This window comes from Vibrio sp. S17_S38 (genome assembly GCF_014694375.1).
Classification (GTDB): Bacteria; Pseudomonadota; Gammaproteobacteria; order Enterobacterales; family Vibrionaceae; genus Vibrio.
On sequence record NZ_JAAUWW010000003.1, the window covers coordinates 174668 to 195450 of the forward strand.

A 20783-nucleotide genomic window follows, 5' to 3' on the forward strand; every position below is an offset into this window, starting at 1 on the left:
GTTATCGCTCCACCAATCCCATCGTTCGTTTAATAATGGGTTGTTTAATAAAAGACAGATTACCTAATGCAACTAAAGCGAGATTACGACCAACTCTCAAACCTAGCCAATCATTAGAAAAAATATTCACCAGACTCGATGTCAGCGACATAGTTTGATTACGATCTGATTCTCGACATCGACGATATTTAGAAAGTACAGAATAGGAACCAATATCGTTTCCTTCATGATGTGCGTAAGCCACCTTTTCAGCCAGACTCATAACATCACGAATACCTAAATTAAATCCTTGCCCAGCAATCGGATGTAACGTTTGTGCTGCATTACCAACCACAGCAAAACGATGAGAAATAACAGAATCGCGATAGCGCAAAAATAAAGGGTAACTCGCACGTCGCCCTACTTTGGTTATTGCGCCTAAGCGCCAGCCAAATTGCTTTTGCAACTCTTGAGAAAAAGCTTCATCATTTAAAGATAAAACATATTGCGCTTGTTCTGGAGGTAAACACCACACCACCGAACTTCGGTTATCAGACATTGGTAAAAAAGCTAATGGCCCAGATGAAGTAAATCGCTCAAAAGCCATCCCTTCAGACGAAATTTGGGTCGAAACATTTGCGATCACAGCGCTCTGTTCAAAATCAATTTCTTTAAGCTCGATACCAAGTAATTGACAGCTTTGAGACAGAGCACCATCAGCAGCCACCATCAAGTTAACTTGTAGCCTCTCGCCATTATTAAGTTCAATGGCAACGTTTTCTAATGATCTTTCAATGCCCTTCACTTGAGCTGGACAAATATAATCAATCGCTGCCGTTTCCATCGCCACATCATTTAAAATAGTTTGATAAATATGTCCAACTGATTCAAGTTCAACTACGTACCCTAGTGCATTAATACCTTGTGTCTCAGCATGGATCTCAGCCAAACCTAAATGGCCTTGGTCAGAAACTTGAATATCCGTTATTGGCGTCGCGATGGATGCAAATTCATTCCATAAATCCAAGGTCTGTAAAATTTTAACTGTACCAAAGGACAAGGCAATAGAGCGAGAATCAAACCCTGGATGAAGTTGATTTTTAAGATCAATAGCCTGCGCTTCAACGACTGCAATCTTAAGTTTGCCATGACATAAACGATGTAAAGCTAAAGCTAATGTTGCTCCAGCCATACCGGCGCCAATAATCGCGATATCATATTGCTTCATAGACCTACCTTCAGACTGTGGCTATATTAAGACTATAGCTATTTGGATACGATTAATGCAGAGTTTTATTACCCAAAGCTTCATTATCCATCTTAGGTTTTGCACCTAAATCAGCATGAATAGTGAGAACACAAACTTTGACGTGCTCAAGAACCTGTTCCAGTAAAATGGCTTGTTCTTGTAAATCATCCTCTTCATCAATACCCAACTTTGATATTTCCTCAAGATCCGCTAATGCTTCTTTAGTTTCACTTGATAATTTAGTCAAACTCGCACCAGATAACCCCAACCCCGAAATAAAGTGATTCACCCAGTCAGAAGTTGCATCAGCATAAGCTAATAAGTCATCGTCATTTGGAAGTAACAAGTTTAATTCTAGATCCGTACCCGTCAATTCTGTGACAGAAACCGCGTAAACCAACTCGGCAATTTGTGTCGCTTTTGTCGGCCAAGCTAAACCATCATTGGTATAATCATGCAGCATTGTTTTCCAATTTTGGTTATCTAGTGGCAAACCACCACATAACATACCTGCAATGAGACCTTGTAATTCAGCAGGCGTAACCGACAAAGATGCGGATGTGAGCTCAGTTTGAACTTGAGTGTATTCTGGAAGAGTAATTTGGCTCATGAAATATCTCGCTTGAATATAAAAATAGTTATCTTAAGAATAATTGAAGTAAGTATACCAATTCTCCTCTGTGACCGAAAATCATAATCCGTCTTTAATTCAGTTACTTTATAATCGAATTAGTCAGCAAACAGCAAAATAATCATCTGATATGCTGAAACGCTTGAATAACAGCAAGGATTTAGCCTATAGTTTGCCTTTCAATGAGATCAAGTACAGCAGCGCCATAACTCGCTTGATTGTTTTGTCACCAGCAATAAAGAGTACACTATAGTGGAAGTCGAAATATTAGGAAAACTCACTCGTGTCAACTGCCCTTCAGGACAAGAAGAAGCTTTACAAGCCGCTGCTGATGAGTTGAATCAGCGCTTGAACAAGATGACTGAACGTACTAAGGTGAACAACATTGAACAGCTACTGATTATTGCCGCTCTCAATGCATGTTACGAAGTGAAAGATCTACAAAAAGAAGCACAACGTAATACTCAATTGATTGAACGCTTAGAGAGTTTAACTAAAAGCTTAGATCTAGCATTACCAAGTAAGCAACAACCAATCACTAAATAATCAGTTGATAAAATTCGCATAATCTTAAAGCAAGATGACTTTAAGATTAAATGCAACAAAATATACCCTGGTGTGTTTGTCAGAGGATTTAAGTCCCTGAGCCGATAAGCAACAAACCAGGATTGGTATTTGAGAACTATTGCGCAGGCTCGACTCGTATCGAGAAGCCTACGGTTCACATTACGGATCCGCCTTGAACTCGCTGGTTCATAGGTCCATCAATTCTCAACGGCACATTGGGGTATTCTCTTTATTAGAGGTCTGCTATGAACGACTCTCTCTCTCGCGATAGAATCCGAACGCTAATACGTAAACGGCGACAAGCACTCTCTCCCCAAGATCAAACTCAAGCTGGATTAGACCTTCTTAACCAAATTAAAAAGCTTCCGCACATTATTCGAGCTAAGTCTATAGCCTTGTATTTATCCATAGATGGCGAAGTTGACACCACACCAAGTATCAAATGGCTATGGCAACAAAACAAACAAGTTTTACTGCCTGTTATTCATCCTTTCTCGTCTGGGCACTTACTTTTCCTTAACTACTTACCAACAACGCCGATGCTTATAAATCAATATGGCATCCTCGAACCCATACTCGATAAAACTCAAATCTGTCCATTATCTAATATTGATATTATTTTCACACCTCTGGTCGCCTTTGATGAATCAGGACAAAGACTAGGAATGGGCGGTGGGTACTATGATCGCACCTTAGAAAAGAGTTTCGAGACCGGAGAAGGTGCACAAGCGATAGGATTAGCTCATAACTGTCAGAAAGTCGATACTCTTCCGACTCAACACTGGGATATCCCTCTATCGATAATTGTGACCCCAAAACAAATTTGGCACTGGGAAAATAATCTTAAATCGTTATAATCTTGCGCAAACGTTTATATACCCTCCTACTTGAGTATATAGCCCTCCCTATTTAATAAATTGTCGCTATTCATAGCTAGGAGCTTCGGATGACCCAAGATGAAATGAAAAAAGCCGCCGGTTGGGCCGCATTAAATTACGTTAAACCAGATAGCATTGTTGGTGTTGGCACCGGTTCTACCGTAAACCATTTCATTGATGCACTTGCGACAATGAAAGGTCAAATTGAAGGCGCAGTCTCAAGTTCAGTTGCTTCTACCGAAAGACTAAAAGAATTGGGTATTCATGTATTTGACTCAAATGAAGTGGATGGCCTAGACGTTTATGTTGATGGCGCCGATGAGATCAACGCACAACGTGCAATGATCAAAGGTGGTGGCGCAGCGCTTACTCGTGAAAAGATCGTTGCAGCCATGTCTAAAACCTTCGTTTGCATTGTAGATGGTACTAAAGCTGTAGATGTACTTGGTAAATTTCCACTACCGGTTGAAGTCATTCCAATGGCGCGTTCTTACGTTGCTCGTGAGTTGGTCAAACTCGGTGGCACACCAGAGTATCGTCAAGGTGTTGTGACTGATAACGGTAATATCATTCTTGATGTGCACAACCTATCTATTGTCGATCCTAAAGGTTTAGAAACTGCTATCAACGGATTAGCAGGCGTAGTAACGGTTGGGCTTTTTGCTCACCGTGGAGCTGATGTTGTCATAACCGGCACAGCAGAAGGCGCAAAAATAGAAGACTAAGCTAAGAGAATGAAACACTTTTAGCCCCTAAATTTTTAACGACATCCCATGATGTCGTTTTTTTATACTTTATTCGCTAATATTCTTACCCAAGTTCACATTTTTTTGATACTTTATTCAGTACAGACGCACATGGATCACAAAAAACCTTCATTCTTCAAAAGTTTATGCTTGAAATAAAAATATGCTTGAAGTTAAGAAGTGCGCCCCCTCTTCATTGATTATTAAGGACGACGTTAAATGAGCAAAATATCTCTCGATAAAGACAAAATTAAAATTCTTTTACTGGAAGGTTTACACCCATCATCAGTCGAAGTACTTCAAGCCGCAGGTTACACTAATATTGAATACCACAAAGGCTCTCTACCGGAAGATGAACTATTAAAAGCGGTTAAAGACGCTCATTTCATTGGTATCCGTTCTCGCTCAAATCTCACTCAAGAAGTATTTGATGCTGCAGATAAATTAGTTGCTGTCGGTTGTTTCTGTATTGGTACGAACCAAGTCAATTTAAATGCCGCAGCAAAGCGTGGTATTCCAGTATTTAACGCACCATTCTCAAACACGCGCAGTGTTGCTGAACTAGTATTAGGACAGCTATTACTCCTTCTTCGCGGTATTCCTGAAAAGAATGCACTTGCTCACCGTGGTATTTGGAAAAAAAGCGCCGACGCCTCTTATGAAGCTCGTGGAAAACGTCTAGGTATTATAGGTTATGGTCACATTGGTACTCAGTTAAGTATTCTTGCTGAAAACCTTGGTATGCGTGTTTACTATTATGACATTGAGAACAAGCTTTCTTTAGGTAATGCAACTCAAGTACCAACCATGAGTGAATTACTCAATAAATGTGATGTTATTTCTCTGCATGTACCAGAAACGGCCAGTACTAAAGATATGATGGGCGCGAATGAATTCGCTCAAATGAAACCGGGAGCAATTTTCATCAACGCCGCTCGTGGTACTGTTGTCGATATTCCAGCGTTATGCGACGCTTTAGAATCTGGTCATTTAAGTGGAGCAGCTGTGGATGTATTTCCAACAGAGCCAAAAACCAATAATGATCCATTTGAATCCCCATTAATGAAATTCGATAACGTGATCTTAACACCTCATATTGGTGGCTCTACGCACGAAGCTCAAGAGAATATCGGAATTGAAGTTGCAGGAAAATTAGCTAAATACTCAGACAATGGTTCTACGCTATCTTGTGTTAACTTCCCAGAAGTATCACTGCCGGAACATGTTGGTGCCTCTCGTTTATTACATATTCACGAAAACCGACCTGGTATTTTGACTCAAATAAATACCATCTTCGCCGAAGCAGGCATTAATATTGCTGGCCAATACTTACAAACCAACGCAGAAATGGGTTATGTGGTTATTGATGTTGAAGCCGAGCGTTCAGAAGAAGCATTAGAAAAAGTGAAAGCAGTACCTGGTACAATTCGTGCTCGTATACTTCATTAATATAGCTTTACGTTATTTATAAAAACAGCGACTATTAAGTCGCTGTTTTTTTAATTAACTCGTTTTATCAATGAAAATCGCTCATTATTTTAGGCTACTTTTATTGCTTAATTATATACACAACATCGACTTGATCTCTGATGTCAATACTTTGATCTTGATAACCTTGATCAGCCACTCGGCTTTCCATCATCATAGATTTCGCCATCACAGGAATAGCAGAGTCCCCACGGTAATGAATCGACTGAATACCGACTAGTTCAGTCTCAAACCCTTTTGCTAAGTCTTGCGCTTTTTGTCTCGCATCTTTAATCGCAGCTTGTCTTGCTTGTTGTTTATACTTGGCTTCATTTTGAGTTTTCAATTCAATTCTATCTACTTGATTAATACCCGATTTTAAAGCTATATCCAGATATTGATTCAGTTTATCCAATTGATAGATAAACACCGTAATATGCCTAATGGCTTGATAACCCGTTAACTCTCGTTTTTTATCTTTTGTATATTGATACTGAGGAAGTACTTGTAGGTTACCACTAACAATATCAGCCCTTTTTATCCCTTGCCCTTCAAGAGAGGTAAGAAGCTGAGTAACCACCTTATCTACCGCTTGCTTAGCCGCTTTAGCTTGGCTCTGCTCTGCTTGAATCGCCACGGTAAATTCAGCCATATCAGGCTGAGCAACTACTTGCCCAAATCCAGTGGTTGATAACGTTGCTGGCGATTCTGTCTCAGCTAAAACTACGGAAGAGAATACACATGTCATCACCAGTACAGCTTTACTTAGATTAGATTTCATTAAAACCTCACTTTATAATGGCAAACCATATATGATAAAACTCATTTCCTATCATATCATTGAGCTAATAATAGCAATAAAAAAAGGCGCACTCAGCGCCCTTTTCAATTCTTTACAGATTAGTAAAGACTTTCAGCTTTCTTATTATTCACATGCACATCCATTTGTGGGAATGGAATTTCAATGCCTTCTTTATCAAGCTCTTCTTTAATTGCTTGTAATAAATCAAAATAAACAGCCCAATAATCTGCAGTTTTAACCCAAGGGCGAACAACAAAGTTAACAGAAGAATCGGCTAATGCTTGTACGCCAACCGTTGGAGCTGGAGTTTTCAGCAAACGCTCTTCAGCAGCAAGTACGCGATTAATAACCTCTTTTGTATGCTTAAGATCCGCAGCATAAGAAACACCAATCACATAATCAATACGACGAGTTGCATGGCGAGAGTAGTTCACAATCGGACCACCAATCACGCCACCATTAGGTACAACTATCATCTTATTATCTGGAGTTGTAAGGACAGTTTGGAAAATTTGAATTGACTCAACACTACCAGCCACACCAGAAATCTCGACATAATCACCTGCTTTAAACGGACGAAAAGCGACAATCAATACGCCCGCAGCAAAGTTAGCAAGTGAACCTTGTAGCGCTAAACCAATTGCCAAACCTGCCGCACCGATAACAGCAACAACAGAAGCGGTTTGAACACCGACACGACCTAAAGCTGAAATCAAAACAATCACGAACAGTACATAGCGGACAAGTGAACCTACAAAATGTACAACCGCTGGGTCCATTTTTTTCTTTTCTAGCACTTTAGAAACGCTACTAGCAATCTTCTTAACGATAATATTACCAATAAAAATAATGACGATTGCTGAAATAATATTGACACCATATTGAACCAACAAATCAGAATTATTTGTTAGCCAATCGGTTAATTTAGGGGCTATAGCTGACGCCACTTCAGTTACCTTATCTTCTTCCATTGTTACTTCCTTATTCGCAATTCAAAACTATTAAACGTATAAATGAACTTGTATGCATAAATTAACGCTACAAATTTCAAAGTAATCTGCTCTTTCGCATATTGAATTAAAGCTTATAGCGTAGAACTAAATCTATAGTATATCGAGTTTAATATTCAGGAAACCATTTGTTATGTGTTTTATGATTTTTTCAATAATTTGCAACAATTGAGAGGTAATCACAAAAAATATCACCTCAACATATTGATTATCTGAATAATTAGCTCTCAACAAAAAATCAACATTTAGACAAAAGCTAACGTAATATTTTTATCCCCTAAGAAACAAGCTTCACTTAAATATAAAAAATCCCGCACTAGGCGGGATTTTTTGATTTACTAACTCATCACTTATGACAAATTATAGTACGTCTTTCGCGTTAAGATCTGAGAATGCTTTCTCAAGACGAGCAACCATAGACGCTTGACCTGCACGTAACCATACGCGTGGATCGTAGTATTTTTTGTTTGGAGCAGATTCGCCAGTTGGGTTACCGATTTGACCTTGTAGGAAATCACGGTTTTCAGCTTCGTATGCACGAACGCCATCCCAGTTAGCCCACTGTGTATCTGTATCGATGTTCATTTTGATAACACCGTAACCGATAGACTCTTGGATTTCTGCTTCAGAAGAACCAGAACCGCCGTGGAATACGAAGTTTAGAGAGTTAGTTGGTAGACCAAATTTCTCTGAAACATACGCTTGAGAATCACGTAGGATAGTTGGAGTAAGAACAACGTTACCCGCTTGATAAACACCATGTACGTTACCGAAAGACGCCGCAATCGTGAAACGTGGGCTGATAGCGATTAGTTTTTCGTAAGCGTAAGCAACATCTTCAGGTGAAGTGTAAAGCTCAGACTCATCCATACCAGAGTTATCAACGCCATCTTCTTCGCCACCAGTACAACCTAGTTCGATTTCGATAGTCATGTTCATTTTAGCCATGCGCTCAAGGTACTTAGCACAAGTTTCAACGTTCTCTTCTAGAGATTCTTCTGAAAGATCTAGCATGTGTGAAGAGAATAATGGCTTACCAGTTTGTGCGAAGTATTCTTCACCCGCGTCTAATAGTCCGTCGATCCAAGGAAGCAATTTCTTAGCAGCGTGGTCAGTATGAAGAATAACTGGAACGCCGTAAGTTTCAGCGATAGCGTGTACATATTTTGCACCAGCTACAGCACCAAGAATTTGAGCACCTTGACCTTCAAGTTTAACGCCTTTACCAAGGAAGAAACCAGCACCGCCGTTAGAGAACTGAACGATGACAGGAGCTTTAACTTTCGCTGCAGCTTCTAATACTGCATTTACAGAATCAGTATTTACAACGTTTACCGCAGGAAGCGCAAACTTGTTTTCTTTCGCAATAGCGAAAACTTTCTGTACGTCATCACCAGAGATAACACCAGGTTTTACAAAATCGAAGATCTTAGACATGGGTTTAGTCCTATTTTGCTGTCGTTCAAATTACAGCCGTTTAAATTACAGCTGTTTAAATTTTTTCACTCAATTAAGAATGAAATAGTTATTTAGTAAACGTTTGCTTGATTAACGTGGCGCATTATAGCAATAAAAAGCTTGGATTCACATAGCGTGATCAATACGACAGAATAAAAACAACAAACGTAAAAAAGGCGAAAGTTTACCTCTCGCCTTTTCTTAAAATATTACGCTTTAGCACGCTCTTCAAGCATTGCTACTGCTGGTAACACTTTACCTTCAACAAACTCAAGGAAAGCACCACCGCCAGTTGAGATGTAAGATACATCCGCTTTGATACCGAACTTATCGATAGCCGCTAATGTGTCACCGCCACCAGCTACAGAGAAGCCTGCAGATTCAGCGATTGCTTTAGAAATACCCGCTGTACCCGCTTCAAAGTTTTTGAATTCAAATACGCCAACTGGACCATTCCAAAGAATAGTTTTTGCGCCCATGATGATATCTGCTAGCACTTTTGTTGAGTCAGGACCAAGATCGAATATCATGTCGTCATCTTGAACATCAGTAACGTTTTTGATTACAGCTTCTGCATTTTCATCAAATGCTTTAGCACAAGCAACGTCAGTCGCGACTGGAATTGCACAATCTTTCATTAATTTCTTAGCAGTTTCGACTAAATCAGCTTCGTATAGAGATTTACCAACATTATGACCTTCTGCTGCAATGAAAGTATTCGCGATACCACCACCAACCACTAACTGGTCAGCAATTTTAGAAAGAGATTCTAAAACGGTCAGCTTAGTTGAAACTTTAGAACCACCAACGATAGCCACAAGTGGGCGTGCTGGGTTATCCATTGCTTTGCCTAGTGCTTCAAGCTCTGCAGCAAGAAGTGGGCCAGCACATGCGATTGGCGCGTTCATGCCAACACCGTGAGTTGATGCTTGAGCACGGTGAGCCGTACCAAATGCATCCATAACAAAGATGTCACATAATGCTGCGTATTTTTTAGATAATTCTTCTTCGTTTTTCTTCTCGCCTTTATTAAAGCGAACGTTTTCAAGAACCACTAATTCACCGGCATTAAGCTCTAAACCGTTTAGGTAATCTTTTGCTAATTTAACATCGCAATCTAGTGCATCGTTTAAGTAATTAACAACAGGCTCTAGAGAGAATTCTTCGTTGTATTCGCCTTCAGTAGGACGGCCAAGGTGAGAGGTAACCATCACTTTAGCGCCGGCTTCCAAGCAAGTTTTAATCGTTGGTAGTGATGCAAGAATACGAGCATCAGAAGTTACTTTACCGTCTTTTACTGGCACGTTTAAGTCAGCACGAATAAATACACGTTTACCTGCAAGATCCAGGTCAGTCATCTTGATTACAGACATGTTTGTCCTCTCAATGTTAGTGAAGTTTAAATTATAAATCGTTAAATTTTAAAGGCTCGGCCATTTAACCAAACTTTATGATATGCAGTTTACGGCCGGAACAACTCAACGGCGGCAATTGATATTTCTTCATTCCCTTCATTTAAGGGGAATCGCTTTAAATCTACATCTATACTGGGGTTTAACTTTTATTATTTCAAGGGTAAAAATAATAAATAGACTAAAATAACAGCGCAAAGTTAATTCTCATTTATTGAGTGCTACCTTGGCAAAATTTCCCCATCACTAAGCTAGTATCAAGCATTCGATTAGCAAAGCCCCATTCGTTATCACACCAAACTAACATTTTTACCAATCGATGATTACTCACTCGAGTTTGAGAACCATCTACAATGGCACTATGCGGATCGTGATTAAAATCAATCGATACTAAAGGCGCTTCGGTGTAGTCCAATATGCCATCCAATGTACAACGAGACGCTTCTACAATAGATTGATTTACGTCATCAACTTTCACGTTTTTGTGAACTGTGACACTTAAATCCATCGCTGAGACATTAATTGTAGGAACTCGTACCGAAATTGCCTCAAATTTATCAACAAATTTTGGATAAATTCTGGCAATACCTAAATGCAATTTTGTATCAACCGGAATAATAGATTGACTTGCAGCACGCGAACGACGCAAATCTGGGTGATATGCATCAATAACTTGTTGATCATTCATAGATGAGTGAATGGTAGTAATGGTGCCAGACTCAATGCCAAAGGCATCATCAAGAGCTTTAATCACTGGAATAATGCAGTTCGTAGTACAAGAACCATTAGATACCACATTATGTTCAGCCAATAAGCTTTCATGGTTCACGCCATAAATAATAGTATTATCTACATCGTTACCACCAGGATGAGAAAATAACACTTTCTTAGCACCAGCTTGAATATGCAATTGACCATCGGCTTGTGTGCCAAATTTCCCCGTACAATCTAAAACGATATCAACATTTAGATCTTTCCACGGCAATAACTTAGCATCTTCAAGATGTAAGAGACGAATAGAGTCAAAAGAAGGCGTATCCGATGATGATACAGGATGATGTATAAAGATATGTTCTTGATCGTGAGAAACTTTTTTCAAAAAACGACCATGACTTGAATCGTATTGCAGCAGATGTGCCATGCCTTCTGGTTCAGAGAGTTCATTAATCGCAACAATTTGGATTTCTTGGCTTTTACCACTTTCATATAAAGCACGTAAAACACTTCGTCCAATTCGTCCAAATCCATTAATGGCAATTCTCAGCATACTCATTCCATCGCATCTACTTTAAAGAGGCGGTGATTTTACCTTATCCCTAACTAAAGCGCATCTATAGAGTGATCAAACTCACTGTTTTATATCTGATATCATTAACTATAAATACAAAATGAAGAAAGGAGAGCCAATTCAGCATCAACTCTCCTTTATCTTCTGTGGTTTGTTCTATTACAAATTACAATTTCGCTTCTATCATTGCCTCAAGTTTACCTTGGTCAATGGCAAAATTCCGAATGCCCTCTGCTAATTTCTCAACAGCCATTGGATCTTGATGATGTTGCCATAAAAATTCAGCCTCTGTCATTTTTTCTGGTCGAGTTTTACCAGTTTGATTAGCTTGTAATTTAGCGACGATCTCACCTTGAGAATCTTCCAGTTTTTGTAATAAATCAGGGCTGATGGTTAAGCGATCGCAACCTGCTAATTCTAAGATTTCACCTATATTACGAAAACTCGCTCCCATCACAACCGTGTGGTAATCGTGAGATTTGTAATAATCATAAATTTGGCTGACCGATAATACGCCAGGATCTTCATTAGCCGCAAAATCACGTCCTTCTTTGGCTTTATACCAATCCATTATTCGACCAACAAAAGGTGAGATAAGATATACACTAGCCTCTGCGCAGGCTCTTGCTTGAGCAAAAGAAAATAACAAGGTTAAATTACAGTTAATCCCTTCTTGTTCAAGTTGTTCTGCTGCGCGAATACCTTGCCACGTTGAAGCCAGTTTAATCAAAATTCGATCGTTACTAATACCCGCATCGTTATACATTTTAATCAGCTGGCGAGCCTTTCTAATACTGCCTTCACAGTCATAAGAAAGACGCGCATCTACTTCAGTTGAGATCCGGCCAGGGACAACTTTTAAGATCTCTTGGCCAATAGAAACTGCCAGCATGTCGCACGCCGCACTAACCTGTTGCTCTTTATTCTTACTCTGCGTCTTCGCATACTCGATGGCCTGTTCCATTAAAGAAGCGTAATCACTTAATTGTGCTGCTTTCAATATTAAAGAAGGGTTGGTCGTTGCATCTTGTGGTTGATATTTTTGAATAGCTTGAATGTCACCAGTATCGGCAACAACAGTCGTGAAGCTACGTAATTGTTGGAGTTGATTCATTATTATTCCCTGCACGAATCCTAATCAGATTTAAGCATCCAATTGATAGACAAATATGAAAAAAGAAGTCGATCAGCCCTGCCTTAAGGGGAGGCAGCAAGGCTGACCGTTAATAGATAAACATATAGCTCTTTTGTTTGAGTATATGATTTTGGCTGTATAGATTTAGATGCCACGACTCAAACGATAAAATAAACTGTTATGTTTTAAGTTGGTTTTAAAATCTCGGATATTAGTATCTTCATCAATCACCACTAATTCAATCCCAGCGAACTCGGCAAAGTCTTCCAACATATCCAAAGTTACACATTGAGTGTAGACACTGTGATGAGCGCCGCCAGCATGGATCCAAGCCGCCGCCGATATTTCAAGGTTTGGTTTTGGCTCCCAAAGTGCATGTGCAACCGGAAGATTCGGTAAGCTAGATGGCGGCGTTACAGTATCAATAGTGTTCACCAACATGCGGTAACGATTACCAAGGTCAAGCAAGGTTAAGACTAATGCAGGGCCAGCTTTCGCACTGAAAATAGCACGTGCCACATCGTTAGTTTGTCCAATCGTATGACGATGAATTTGGATCGATGGTTTATCAGCAGCAATACTCGGGCATATTTCTAACATATGAGCACCAAGTACTTGGCCGCTACCCGTTAAGTTATACGTGTAGTCTTCCATAAATGATGTACCGCCCGCTAAACCTTCACCCATCACTTTTACAATGCGAGTCATCGCTGATGTTTTCCAATCCCCTTCACCGCCGTAACCGTAGCCTTTTTCCATTAGGCGTTGAGTCGCCAAGCCCGGTAAATTAGTTAATCCGACTAAGTTTTCAAAGGTATTAGTGAACGCCATACAACCGCGTTGTTGCAGAAATTTTTCCATACCCAATTCAAGACGAGCTTCATTTTTAAGTATTTCTAGCAAAGCAGGATCATCATAAATCGCGGCATCAATTTGATAGCTTTGATTATATTCCGCCAGTAGTTTGTCTACTTGCTCTTCATCGACCGTTTCAATTACTTTTGATAATTCACCCAAACCATACGCGTGCACTTCAAAACCTAATTCAATTTGCGCTGTGATTTTATTGCCTTCGGTAACGGCAACTTGACGCATGTTATCGCCAAAACGAGCCACACGCAGCGTTTGACTTTCTTGCCAACCTTTAGCGGCGCGAGACCAATTATCTAATTGTTTATGGACAGATGCTGATTGCCAATGGCCGACAATCACACGACGATCCAAACCAAGACGCGTACCAATAAAGCCAAACTCACGGTCGCCATGCGCACTTTGATTTAAGTTCATGAAAGCCATATCGATAGTTTCCCACGGCAGGGCTTCATTAAATTGAGTATGAAGATGAACAAATGGTTTGCTCAGCTTGCTTAAACCCGCGATCCACATTTTGGCAGGTGAAAATGTATGCATCCAAAGCACAAGGCCAAGGCAATTCTTATCGTTATTCGCTTGTAGGCAAATGTCGAGAATTTCTTCTGGTGACTTAACCGTACCTTTGTATTCAATCGGCGTCGAAATTGCACTGGCTTCGTTTAAACCTGAAACCATGGTTTGGCTGTTATCCGCGACTTGCTCTAATACTTTTGGTCCATATAAAGCTTGAGATCCAGTGACGAACCATAATGATTTTTGCGTTGAAGTTGTCATATTGTTGCCTCTTATCAATTCTTATAAATTTAATAGTTTTGTAACCATTAAGATCGTTTTTATTTTTGTCCGTAATACGCATTTTTGCCGTGTTTACGAAGGTAATGCTTATCCAAAAGTGTTTGTGGAATAGGCAGCGTACTTGGATTAATGCTAATGGTTCTAAAGGCCATTTTGGCTACTTCTTCCACCACCACCGCGTTATGTACTGCATCGTGAGCATCTTTCCCCCAAGTGAACGGAGCATGTTCGCGCACAAGAATTCCGGGGATCGCCATAGGGTTTTGCTCACCAATGGTTTCAATGATCACCTTGCCAGTATTAAGCTCATATTCATGTTGAATTTCGGAATCAGTTAACGCGCGAGCACAAGGGATATGTCCGTAAAAATAATCAGCATGTGTGGTGCCAAAAGCTGGGATCGCCGCGCCCGCTTGTGCCCAAGAAGTCGCATAGGATGAATGTGTATGAACAATGCCGCCCATATCTAAGAATTCACGATATAACGCCAAATGTGTTGCAGTGTCGGATGACGGTTTTAAGTCGCCTTCAACGATATTTCCATTAATATCAACAATCACCATATTTTCTGGTGAAAGATCTTCATAAGCGACACCGCTTGGTTTGATCACCACCAAGCCTTGATCGCGGTCAATACCTGATACATTTCCCCATGTAAATGTCACTAGTTTATGTGTTTGCAAGTCCATATTGGCTTGCCAAACTTGCTGTCTCAATTCTGGTAATAAAAGATCTGTAGGTAACATGGTTACTCTCCTTTAGATTGAGAATCAGTGAATGCTTCAACATGTTTACCCAATGCTTGATAAGCTTGATTACGCTGCTGGTAAAATGCGCTCGAATTAGCTACGGGTTGATAGGTATTGCGAATCGGACTGGCCATCACTTTTTGAGCTTGGGCCACACTTGGGTGAGCATCAGCGGCAACAGCGGCAAAGATAGCCGCACCCAAAGCGCAGCATTGATCGGATTCGACCACCGCAATTTCTCGCCCCATCACATCGGCGCAGGTTTGCATCACTAATGAAGATTTTTGTGCGATCCCACCAATCGCCAACACGCGGTTCACATCAACACCTTGGTTGACCATGCAATCCATGATCGCTTTTGCGCCGTGTGCGGTGGATTCAACCAAGCTATAGAAAACATCTGGTGCAGTGCTGCCAAGATTCAAACCACTGACCACACCTTTTAAGCGTTGATTAGCCATTGGCGTTCGACGACCATTATGCCAATCCATGCTAAGTGGAGAGTGATCGCCTTGAGGTTGCTCACTGGCAGAATCGGCCAGCATTGGAATAAGAATATCGTCGATGTTATCTAACAAATGTTGATCTTCAGGGTGCGTTTTAATCCATTGTTGAATTGGCCACATTAACAAACGCTTGTACCACGCGTAGATATCACCAAAAGCAGACTGCCCTGCTTCTAACGCGATTAAATTGGGTAAAGCACTTCCTTTAACTTGTCCGCAAATACCTTCAATCGTTTTGTTGCCAATTTTATCGGGTTTCACCATTAAGATATCGCACGTTGATGTACCGATAACTTTTACAAGATCGTGCTCGCCTGCCCCTGCGCCCACAGCGCCCATATGGCAATCAAATTCACCAATCGCAACGGCAATCCCTTGAGGTAAACCGAAGCGCTCAGCCCACTCACCAGACAACAAACCCGCTTGTTGATCGGACGTATAAACGGCATCAAACATACGGCTACGAATACCATCCAATGTCGGCGAAATAGCCGATAAGAAATCTTGATCCGGTAAGCCATCCCAATCGTCATGCCATAAGGCTTTATGTCCGGCGGCGCAAATTCCTCGGCGTAATTTATCAGGAGCTTGATTGCCAGAGATTAATGCAGGGACCCAATCGCATAACTCAACCCAACTATAAGCAGCTTGCGCTACGGCATCATCTTGCTCACTCACCCACGCCGCTTTTGCCCAAAACCATTCGGAAGAATAAATTCCGCCAACGTAACGCGTGTAATTAGGGAAATCACCACCATGTGCCAGCTTATTAATCAATTCTGCTTTTTGAATCGAAGTATGGTCTTTCCACAAAATAAACATCGCATTAGGGTTATTTTCAAACTCAGGCAATAAGGCTAAAACGTTTCCCTCTTTATCAATTGGCGCAGGCGTTGAACCTGTGCTATCGACCCCAATACCGATGATATTTTGAGTCACTTCAGCAGATACGGTTTTGAGCATATCTTGAACAGCCAAAGTCATTGCATCGATATAATCTTGCGGATGATGCCGGAATTGAGATTGTGCCGGTTGGCAATATTGCCCTTCCATCCAACGAGGATAATATTGAACACCACACGCCACTTCTTCACCCGTGGTTGTACTCACTAATAATGCTCGAACAGAATCAGAGCCAAAATCTAATCCAATGGTGAATGTATTTTTATTCATTATTTACCGCCAATATGATGAAATAATCTCTAATCATTATTTAATAACAAGAGTTTCTACTTCGCCATGAAACAACAAGCTAAAAACATAGACTATTTCGCTATGAATCTTTTTTTGATGTCATGATCATATTTATATAAAAACCAAACATTAAATCATTCGCTAATTACATGGATAATATCGCTACAATCTATAAACGAGATCACCATCACACCAATATAATAAAAACGAAAATTAGATAATTAATAACTTTAAATACAGTTTAATTAATAATTTAATTTATATAAAAATAGCTAAAAGTAATATTTTGCTATATGCATGGATATATTTGCTGCAATTTTCCTGTGTGACTTAGTTCACTTAACAAAAACAAATAACTGCCTATTCTCCTATCCGTTATATCAATAAAAATAAACCACTATGGATGGGGAATACAATGAAACTAAAAAAATTAATATCCGCGTGCGTGTTAACTGGCTTAACATTATTAAGTGCCCAAGCAAGTGCTTCTTTATGGGGCAGCGATGACGATACTTTAAAGCTTGGTTATTTGGTTAAACAACCTGAAGAACCTTGGTTTCAAACCGAATGGGCTTTTGCTGATAAAGCGGCTAAGCAATATGATTTTGAGCTAATAAAAATGGCCGTACCAGATGGTGAAAAAACGCTAAATGCCATTGATACATTAGCCGCCAGTGGCGCAAAAGGTTTTGTTATTTGCACACCCGATCCAAAACTCGGCTCTGCGATTATGGCAAAAGCAAAAAGTTATGGTTTAAAAGTCATTACTGTTGATGACCAATTTTTAAATGCTAAAGGCAAACCAATGACAGAAGTGCCGCTAGTCATGATGGCTGCTACTCAAATTGGTCAACGTCAAGGTTCTGAACTGTACAAAGAAATGAAAAAGCGTAATTGGGATGTTGCGACAACTGGCGTGATGGCGATTACGGCTGATGAACTTGATACAGCACGTCGCCGTGTTCATTGTGCAATGGATCAATTAACCACTGAAGGCTTCCCTGCCAAACAAATCTACACAGTACCAACTAAATCAAACGATATTCCGGGCGCACTTGATGCCGCAAACTCATTATTAGTTCAATACCCAGATATCAAACAATGGCTGGTTGTCGGCATGAACGACAACACAGTATTAGGTGGCGTGCGCGCAACAGAAGGCCAAGGTTTTAATGCCGATAATATTATTGGCATTGGTATTAACGGTGTGGATGCTGTGAATGAATTAGCCAAAAGTAAACCAACCGGCTTCTATGGATCACTTCTTCCTAGCCCAGATGTTCATGGCTTTAAATCAACGGAAATGCTGTACAACTGGGTGAAAAATGGCACTGAACCTCAAAAATTCGTTGAAGTTACCGATGTCGTCTTAATCACGCGTGATAACTACAAAGCAGAACTCGCTAAAAAAGGTCTATAACCCAAAAGATTGATACCCAGCAGTCATACAAGGCTTAGTTACGAAAACAATGCAAAAGTAGCAGTGCGAACGTAGCTAATCCTTGATTTGAGAGGTCATGATGATAATCAAAAAACCTTACGTCGAATTTAAAGATATTTGCCAATATTTTCCAGGTGTAAAAGCACTTGATGGAATGAGCTTTGCCGTTAATGAGGGCAGCGTTCATGCTTTAATGGGAGAAAATGGCGCCGGTAAATCGACACTATTAAAAATACTTAGCGGCATTAATCAGCCAACCAAAGGCCAGTTAATAATTAATGGCGAATCGATGAAATTTAAGCATGAAACCGATTCGCTAAATCACGGCATCGCTATTATTTATCAAGAGCTAAACCTTATTCCAGAGCTCAGCGTAGCCGAGAATATTTTCCTAGGACAATTACCGACTACGCGTGGTCGAGTCAATTACCCACTACTTAACAGCATGGCAAAAGAACAGCTTGATCGATTAGGAGAAAATATCGATCCAGCGAAACAAGTGAAAACCTTATCCATTGGTCAATGGCAAATGGTGGAAATAGCCAAAGCACTGAGTAGAGATGCCAAAATCATTGCCTTTGATGAGCCCACCAGTAGCTTATCTCAACGCGAGATATCCAACCTATTCAAGGTTATTGAAGAATTACGCGATCAAGGAAAGGTAATATTTTATGTTTCCCATCGTATGGAAGAAATTTTTAGAATTTCCGATGCCCTAACGATTTTTAAAGATGGTACACACGTGGAAACCTTCTACGACTTATCCAAATTAACGAATGACCGGCTGGTAAAATTAATGGTCGGGCGTGAATTAAAAAATATTTACAATTATCGCTCAAGAGATCACGGCATTGACGGATTAACCGTTAAGAATTTATTAGGCCCTGGGTTATCTCAACCAGCGTCATTCTCAATTAAACAAGGCGAAATTCTTGGTTTATTTGGTTTGGTGGGATCCGGTCGAACCGAACTCACTCGGCTACTTTTTGGCGCAGAGCCAAGAGAGAAAGGAGAGATTGAGATTGATACTTTCCCAGTAACGGTCAATTCTCCAATCGATGCCATCAAAGTAGGAATAACCTATTGCCCAGAAGATAGAAAGCTCAGTGGGATTTTACCGATATTGTCCGTTAAAGAGAATATGAACGTGACAGCTCGTCGTAACAACTTGCAATTTGGCAGCTTAATTAACGAGCAATGGGAACACGCTAATGCCGATGAAAAAGTGAGAAACCTGAAGGTAAAAACACCTAACTTAGAACAAAAAATTGGTAATTTATCAGGTGGTAACCAACAAAAAATAATCTTAGGCCGTTGGTTATCGACTCACATGAAAGTCTTGATTTTAGATGAGCCAACACGTGGTATTGATGTTGGTGCAAAGTCTGAAATTTACGATTTAATTTTCAAACTGGCCGAATCCGGCGTAACTATTTTAATGATTTCAAGTGATCTTCCCGAAGTACTCGGTGTATCCGATCGAATCATCGTAATGAAAGATGGACAACTTAGCGGCGAACTTGAACGTAATCATTTCAGTGAAGAGTCCGCTTTAAATTTAGCTATGTTAGGCAAGAAAACCGCCGAACTTGCAGTCGAGGAATGATGCTATGACGACAATAAACACCACCTCAATATCAAAATCCACACCGAAAAAGTCCCGTTTTAAAATCGAACAATTCTGGGATCGCTTTGGTATGTTAACCGTATTCGCCGCACTCTTTTTATTATGTGCAGTATTTGTACCTAACTTTGCCTCCATGATTAATATGCGCGGCCTAGGTTTAGCAATATCAATGAGCGGCATGATCGCTTGCGCCATGCTGTTTTGTTTAGCCTGTGGCGATCTAGATTTATCGGTTGCCTCCATCGTCGCTTGTTCTGGTGTGGTTACTGCGGTTGCTATAAACAGCACAGAAAGTGTCGTACTAGGAATTGGCATCGGTTTACTTTCTGGCGTGGCATTTGGTTTATTCAATGGTTTTATCATTGCTAAACTCAAAGTCAACGCACTGATCACCACACTTGCCACTATGCAAATTGCTCGTGGTTTGGGTTACATCATTTCCGACGGTAAAGCAGTCGGTATTACTGAAGAAAGCTTCTTTAGCCTTGGTAATGCCTCATTCTTAGGGTTACCCGTTCCAGTTTGGCTCACCATTGTGACTTTCGGTGTGTTTAGTTTTCTACTAAATAAAACCGTATATGGACGCAACACTTTAGCCATTGGCGGTAATGAAGAAGCCGCACGTTTAGCTGGGGTAAATGTGACTCGCACTAAGCTGATTATCTTCACCGTATCAGGGTTAATTAGTGCATTGGCTGGTGTAATATTAGCAGCCCGCATGACCAGTGGTCAGCCAATGACCTCTGTTGGTTTTGAGTTAACGGTTATTTCCGCCTGTGTGTTAGGTGGCGTATCGCTTAAAGGCGGAATTGGTAAGATATCTTATGTAGTAGCAGGGGTATTGATCCTTGGCACGGTCGAAAATGCCATGAACTTATTAAATATCTCCCCTTTTGCCCAATATGTAGTACGAGGAAGTATTTTATTGGCCGCAGTTATATTTGACCGCTATAAACAACAAAAATAATACGCTTAC

General features: G+C 40.3%; 18 protein-coding genes and 1 other RNA gene. 8 read left to right on the forward strand and 11 right to left on the reverse strand.

What is annotated here, in order from left to right; genetic code table 11:
• Position 1: 1 nt before the first annotated feature.
• A complete protein-coding gene (gene ubiH, locus HC725_RS03800) occupies positions 2-1207 on the reverse strand; it encodes a 2-octaprenyl-6-methoxyphenyl hydroxylase (RefSeq protein WP_190330447.1) in 1206 nt (401 codons plus the stop codon).
• Between the two features lie 52 nt (positions 1208-1259).
• A complete protein-coding gene (locus HC725_RS03805) occupies positions 1260-1838 on the reverse strand; it encodes a UPF0149 family protein (protein ID WP_190330448.1) in 579 nt (192 codons plus the stop codon).
• 273 nt (positions 1839-2111) lie between these two features.
• On the opposite strand from HC725_RS03805, the gene HC725_RS03810 reads away from it, so the two are divergent.
• From HC725_RS03810 to serA, 5 genes are all read left to right on the forward strand, one after another.
• A complete protein-coding gene (locus tag HC725_RS03810) occupies positions 2112-2405 on the forward strand; it encodes a cell division protein ZapA (protein WP_342365918.1) in 294 nt (97 codons plus the stop codon).
• A gap of 61 nt (positions 2406-2466) precedes the next feature.
• Positions 2467-2652, forward strand: a non-coding RNA gene (gene ssrS / locus HC725_RS03815) — 6S RNA.
• Positions 2653-2671: 19 nt separating this feature from the next.
• Positions 2672-3283 (forward strand): 5-formyltetrahydrofolate cyclo-ligase, encoded by a 612-nt coding sequence (locus HC725_RS03820; RefSeq protein ID WP_190330449.1) that lies wholly within the window; start codon positions 2672-2674, stop codon positions 3281-3283.
• Between the two features lie 89 nt (positions 3284-3372).
• Positions 3373-4029 carry a ribose-5-phosphate isomerase RpiA gene (gene rpiA, locus HC725_RS03825; RefSeq protein WP_190330450.1) on the forward strand — a complete coding sequence of 219 codons (657 nt, stop codon included), beginning with the start codon at positions 3373-3375 and terminating at the stop codon, positions 4027-4029.
• A gap of 240 nt (positions 4030-4269) precedes the next feature.
• Positions 4270-5499 (forward strand): phosphoglycerate dehydrogenase, encoded by a 1230-nt coding sequence (serA, locus tag HC725_RS03830; RefSeq protein ID WP_190330451.1) that lies wholly within the window; start codon positions 4270-4272, stop codon positions 5497-5499.
• A gap of 100 nt (positions 5500-5599) precedes the next feature.
• On the opposite strand, the gene HC725_RS03835 is transcribed toward serA, so the two are convergent.
• The 9 genes from HC725_RS03835 to HC725_RS03875 all read right to left on the reverse strand — a co-directional run bounded on the left by HC725_RS03835 (position 5600) and on the right by HC725_RS03875 (position 16718).
• A complete protein-coding gene (locus tag HC725_RS03835) occupies positions 5600-6298 on the reverse strand; it encodes an SIMPL domain-containing protein (RefSeq protein ID WP_238928417.1) in 699 nt (232 codons plus the stop codon).
• Between the two features lie 119 nt (positions 6299-6417).
• The gene (gene mscS / locus HC725_RS03840; RefSeq protein ID WP_190330452.1) at positions 6418-7290 is read right to left on the reverse strand and encodes a small-conductance mechanosensitive channel MscS; all 873 of its coding nucleotides are present in this window, start codon (positions 7288-7290) and stop codon (positions 6418-6420) included.
• A gap of 399 nt (positions 7291-7689) precedes the next feature.
• Positions 7690-8766: a class II fructose-bisphosphate aldolase gene (gene fbaA, locus HC725_RS03845; RefSeq protein ID WP_190330453.1), complete on the reverse strand. Its 1077-nt coding sequence runs from the start codon at positions 8764-8766 to the stop codon at positions 7690-7692.
• A gap of 230 nt (positions 8767-8996) precedes the next feature.
• On the reverse strand, positions 8997-10160 hold the full coding sequence (locus HC725_RS03850; protein WP_190330454.1) for a phosphoglycerate kinase: 1164 nt from the start codon (positions 10158-10160) through the stop codon (positions 8997-8999).
• Between the two features lie 250 nt (positions 10161-10410).
• Entirely contained in the window at positions 10411-11466 is a 1056-nt protein-coding gene (epd, locus tag HC725_RS03855) for an erythrose-4-phosphate dehydrogenase (RefSeq protein WP_190330455.1), read from the reverse strand.
• Between the two features lie 187 nt (positions 11467-11653).
• Positions 11654-12604: a transaldolase gene (gene tal / locus HC725_RS03860; RefSeq protein WP_190330549.1), complete on the reverse strand. Its 951-nt coding sequence runs from the start codon at positions 12602-12604 to the stop codon at positions 11654-11656.
• Between the two features lie 162 nt (positions 12605-12766).
• On the reverse strand, positions 12767-14269 hold the full coding sequence (gene araA / locus HC725_RS03865) for an L-arabinose isomerase (RefSeq protein ID WP_190330456.1): 1503 nt from the start codon (positions 14267-14269) through the stop codon (positions 12767-12769).
• Between the two features lie 59 nt (positions 14270-14328).
• Positions 14329-15036 (reverse strand): L-ribulose-5-phosphate 4-epimerase, encoded by a 708-nt coding sequence (locus HC725_RS03870; RefSeq protein WP_190330457.1) that lies wholly within the window; start codon positions 15034-15036, stop codon positions 14329-14331.
• A gap of 2 nt (positions 15037-15038) precedes the next feature.
• Positions 15039-16718 carry a ribulokinase gene (locus HC725_RS03875; protein ID WP_190330458.1) on the reverse strand — a complete coding sequence of 560 codons (1680 nt, stop codon included), beginning with the start codon at positions 16716-16718 and terminating at the stop codon, positions 15039-15041.
• A 436-nt stretch (positions 16719-17154) separates the two neighbouring features.
• On the opposite strand from HC725_RS03875, the gene HC725_RS03880 reads away from it, so the two are divergent.
• From HC725_RS03880 to araH, 3 genes are all read left to right on the forward strand, one after another.
• Positions 17155-18159, forward strand: a complete 1005-nt coding sequence (locus HC725_RS03880; protein ID WP_190330459.1) for an arabinose ABC transporter substrate-binding protein — start codon at positions 17155-17157, stop codon at positions 18157-18159.
• Between the two features lie 100 nt (positions 18160-18259).
• Positions 18260-19786 carry an L-arabinose ABC transporter ATP-binding protein AraG gene (araG, locus tag HC725_RS03885; RefSeq protein ID WP_190330550.1) on the forward strand — a complete coding sequence of 509 codons (1527 nt, stop codon included), beginning with the start codon at positions 18260-18262 and terminating at the stop codon, positions 19784-19786.
• Between the two features lie 4 nt (positions 19787-19790).
• Entirely contained in the window at positions 19791-20774 is a 984-nt protein-coding gene (gene araH / locus HC725_RS03890; RefSeq protein ID WP_190330460.1) for an L-arabinose ABC transporter permease AraH, read from the forward strand.
• The last annotated feature ends 9 nt before the right edge of the window (positions 20775-20783 follow it).

Coding starts and splice junctions, on each gene's coding strand:
- ubiH (WP_190330447.1), bottom strand. CDS start 1,207: ATGAAGCAATATGATATCGCGATTATTGGCGCCGGTATGGCTGGAGCA.
- HC725_RS03805 (WP_190330448.1), bottom strand. CDS start 1,838: ATGAGCCAAATTACTCTTCCAGAATACACTCAAGTTCAAACTGAGCTC.
- HC725_RS03820 (WP_190330449.1), top strand. CDS start 2,672: ATGAACGACTCTCTCTCTCGCGATAGAATCCGAACGCTAATACGTAAA.
- rpiA (WP_190330450.1), top strand. CDS start 3,373: ATGACCCAAGATGAAATGAAAAAAGCCGCCGGTTGGGCCGCATTAAAT.
- serA (WP_190330451.1), top strand. CDS start 4,270: ATGAGCAAAATATCTCTCGATAAAGACAAAATTAAAATTCTTTTACTG.
- HC725_RS03835 (WP_238928417.1), bottom strand. CDS start 6,298: ATGAAATCTAATCTAAGTAAAGCTGTACTGGTGATGACATGTGTATTC.
- mscS (WP_190330452.1), bottom strand. CDS start 7,290: ATGGAAGAAGATAAGGTAACTGAAGTGGCGTCAGCTATAGCCCCTAAA.
- fbaA (WP_190330453.1), bottom strand. CDS start 8,766: ATGTCTAAGATCTTCGATTTTGTAAAACCTGGTGTTATCTCTGGTGAT.
- HC725_RS03850 (WP_190330454.1), bottom strand. CDS start 10,160: ATGTCTGTAATCAAGATGACTGACCTGGATCTTGCAGGTAAACGTGTA.
- epd (WP_190330455.1), bottom strand. CDS start 11,466: ATGCTGAGAATTGCCATTAATGGATTTGGACGAATTGGACGAAGTGTT.
- araA (WP_190330456.1), bottom strand. CDS start 14,269: ATGACAACTTCAACGCAAAAATCATTATGGTTCGTCACTGGATCTCAA.
- HC725_RS03870 (WP_190330457.1), bottom strand. CDS start 15,036: ATGTTACCTACAGATCTTTTATTACCAGAATTGAGACAGCAAGTTTGG.
- HC725_RS03875 (WP_190330458.1), bottom strand. CDS start 16,718: ATGAATAAAAATACATTCACCATTGGATTAGATTTTGGCTCTGATTCT.
- HC725_RS03880 (WP_190330459.1), top strand. CDS start 17,155: ATGAAACTAAAAAAATTAATATCCGCGTGCGTGTTAACTGGCTTAACA.
- araG (WP_190330550.1), top strand. CDS start 18,260: ATGATAATCAAAAAACCTTACGTCGAATTTAAAGATATTTGCCAATAT.
- araH (WP_190330460.1), top strand. CDS start 19,791: ATGACGACAATAAACACCACCTCAATATCAAAATCCACACCGAAAAAG.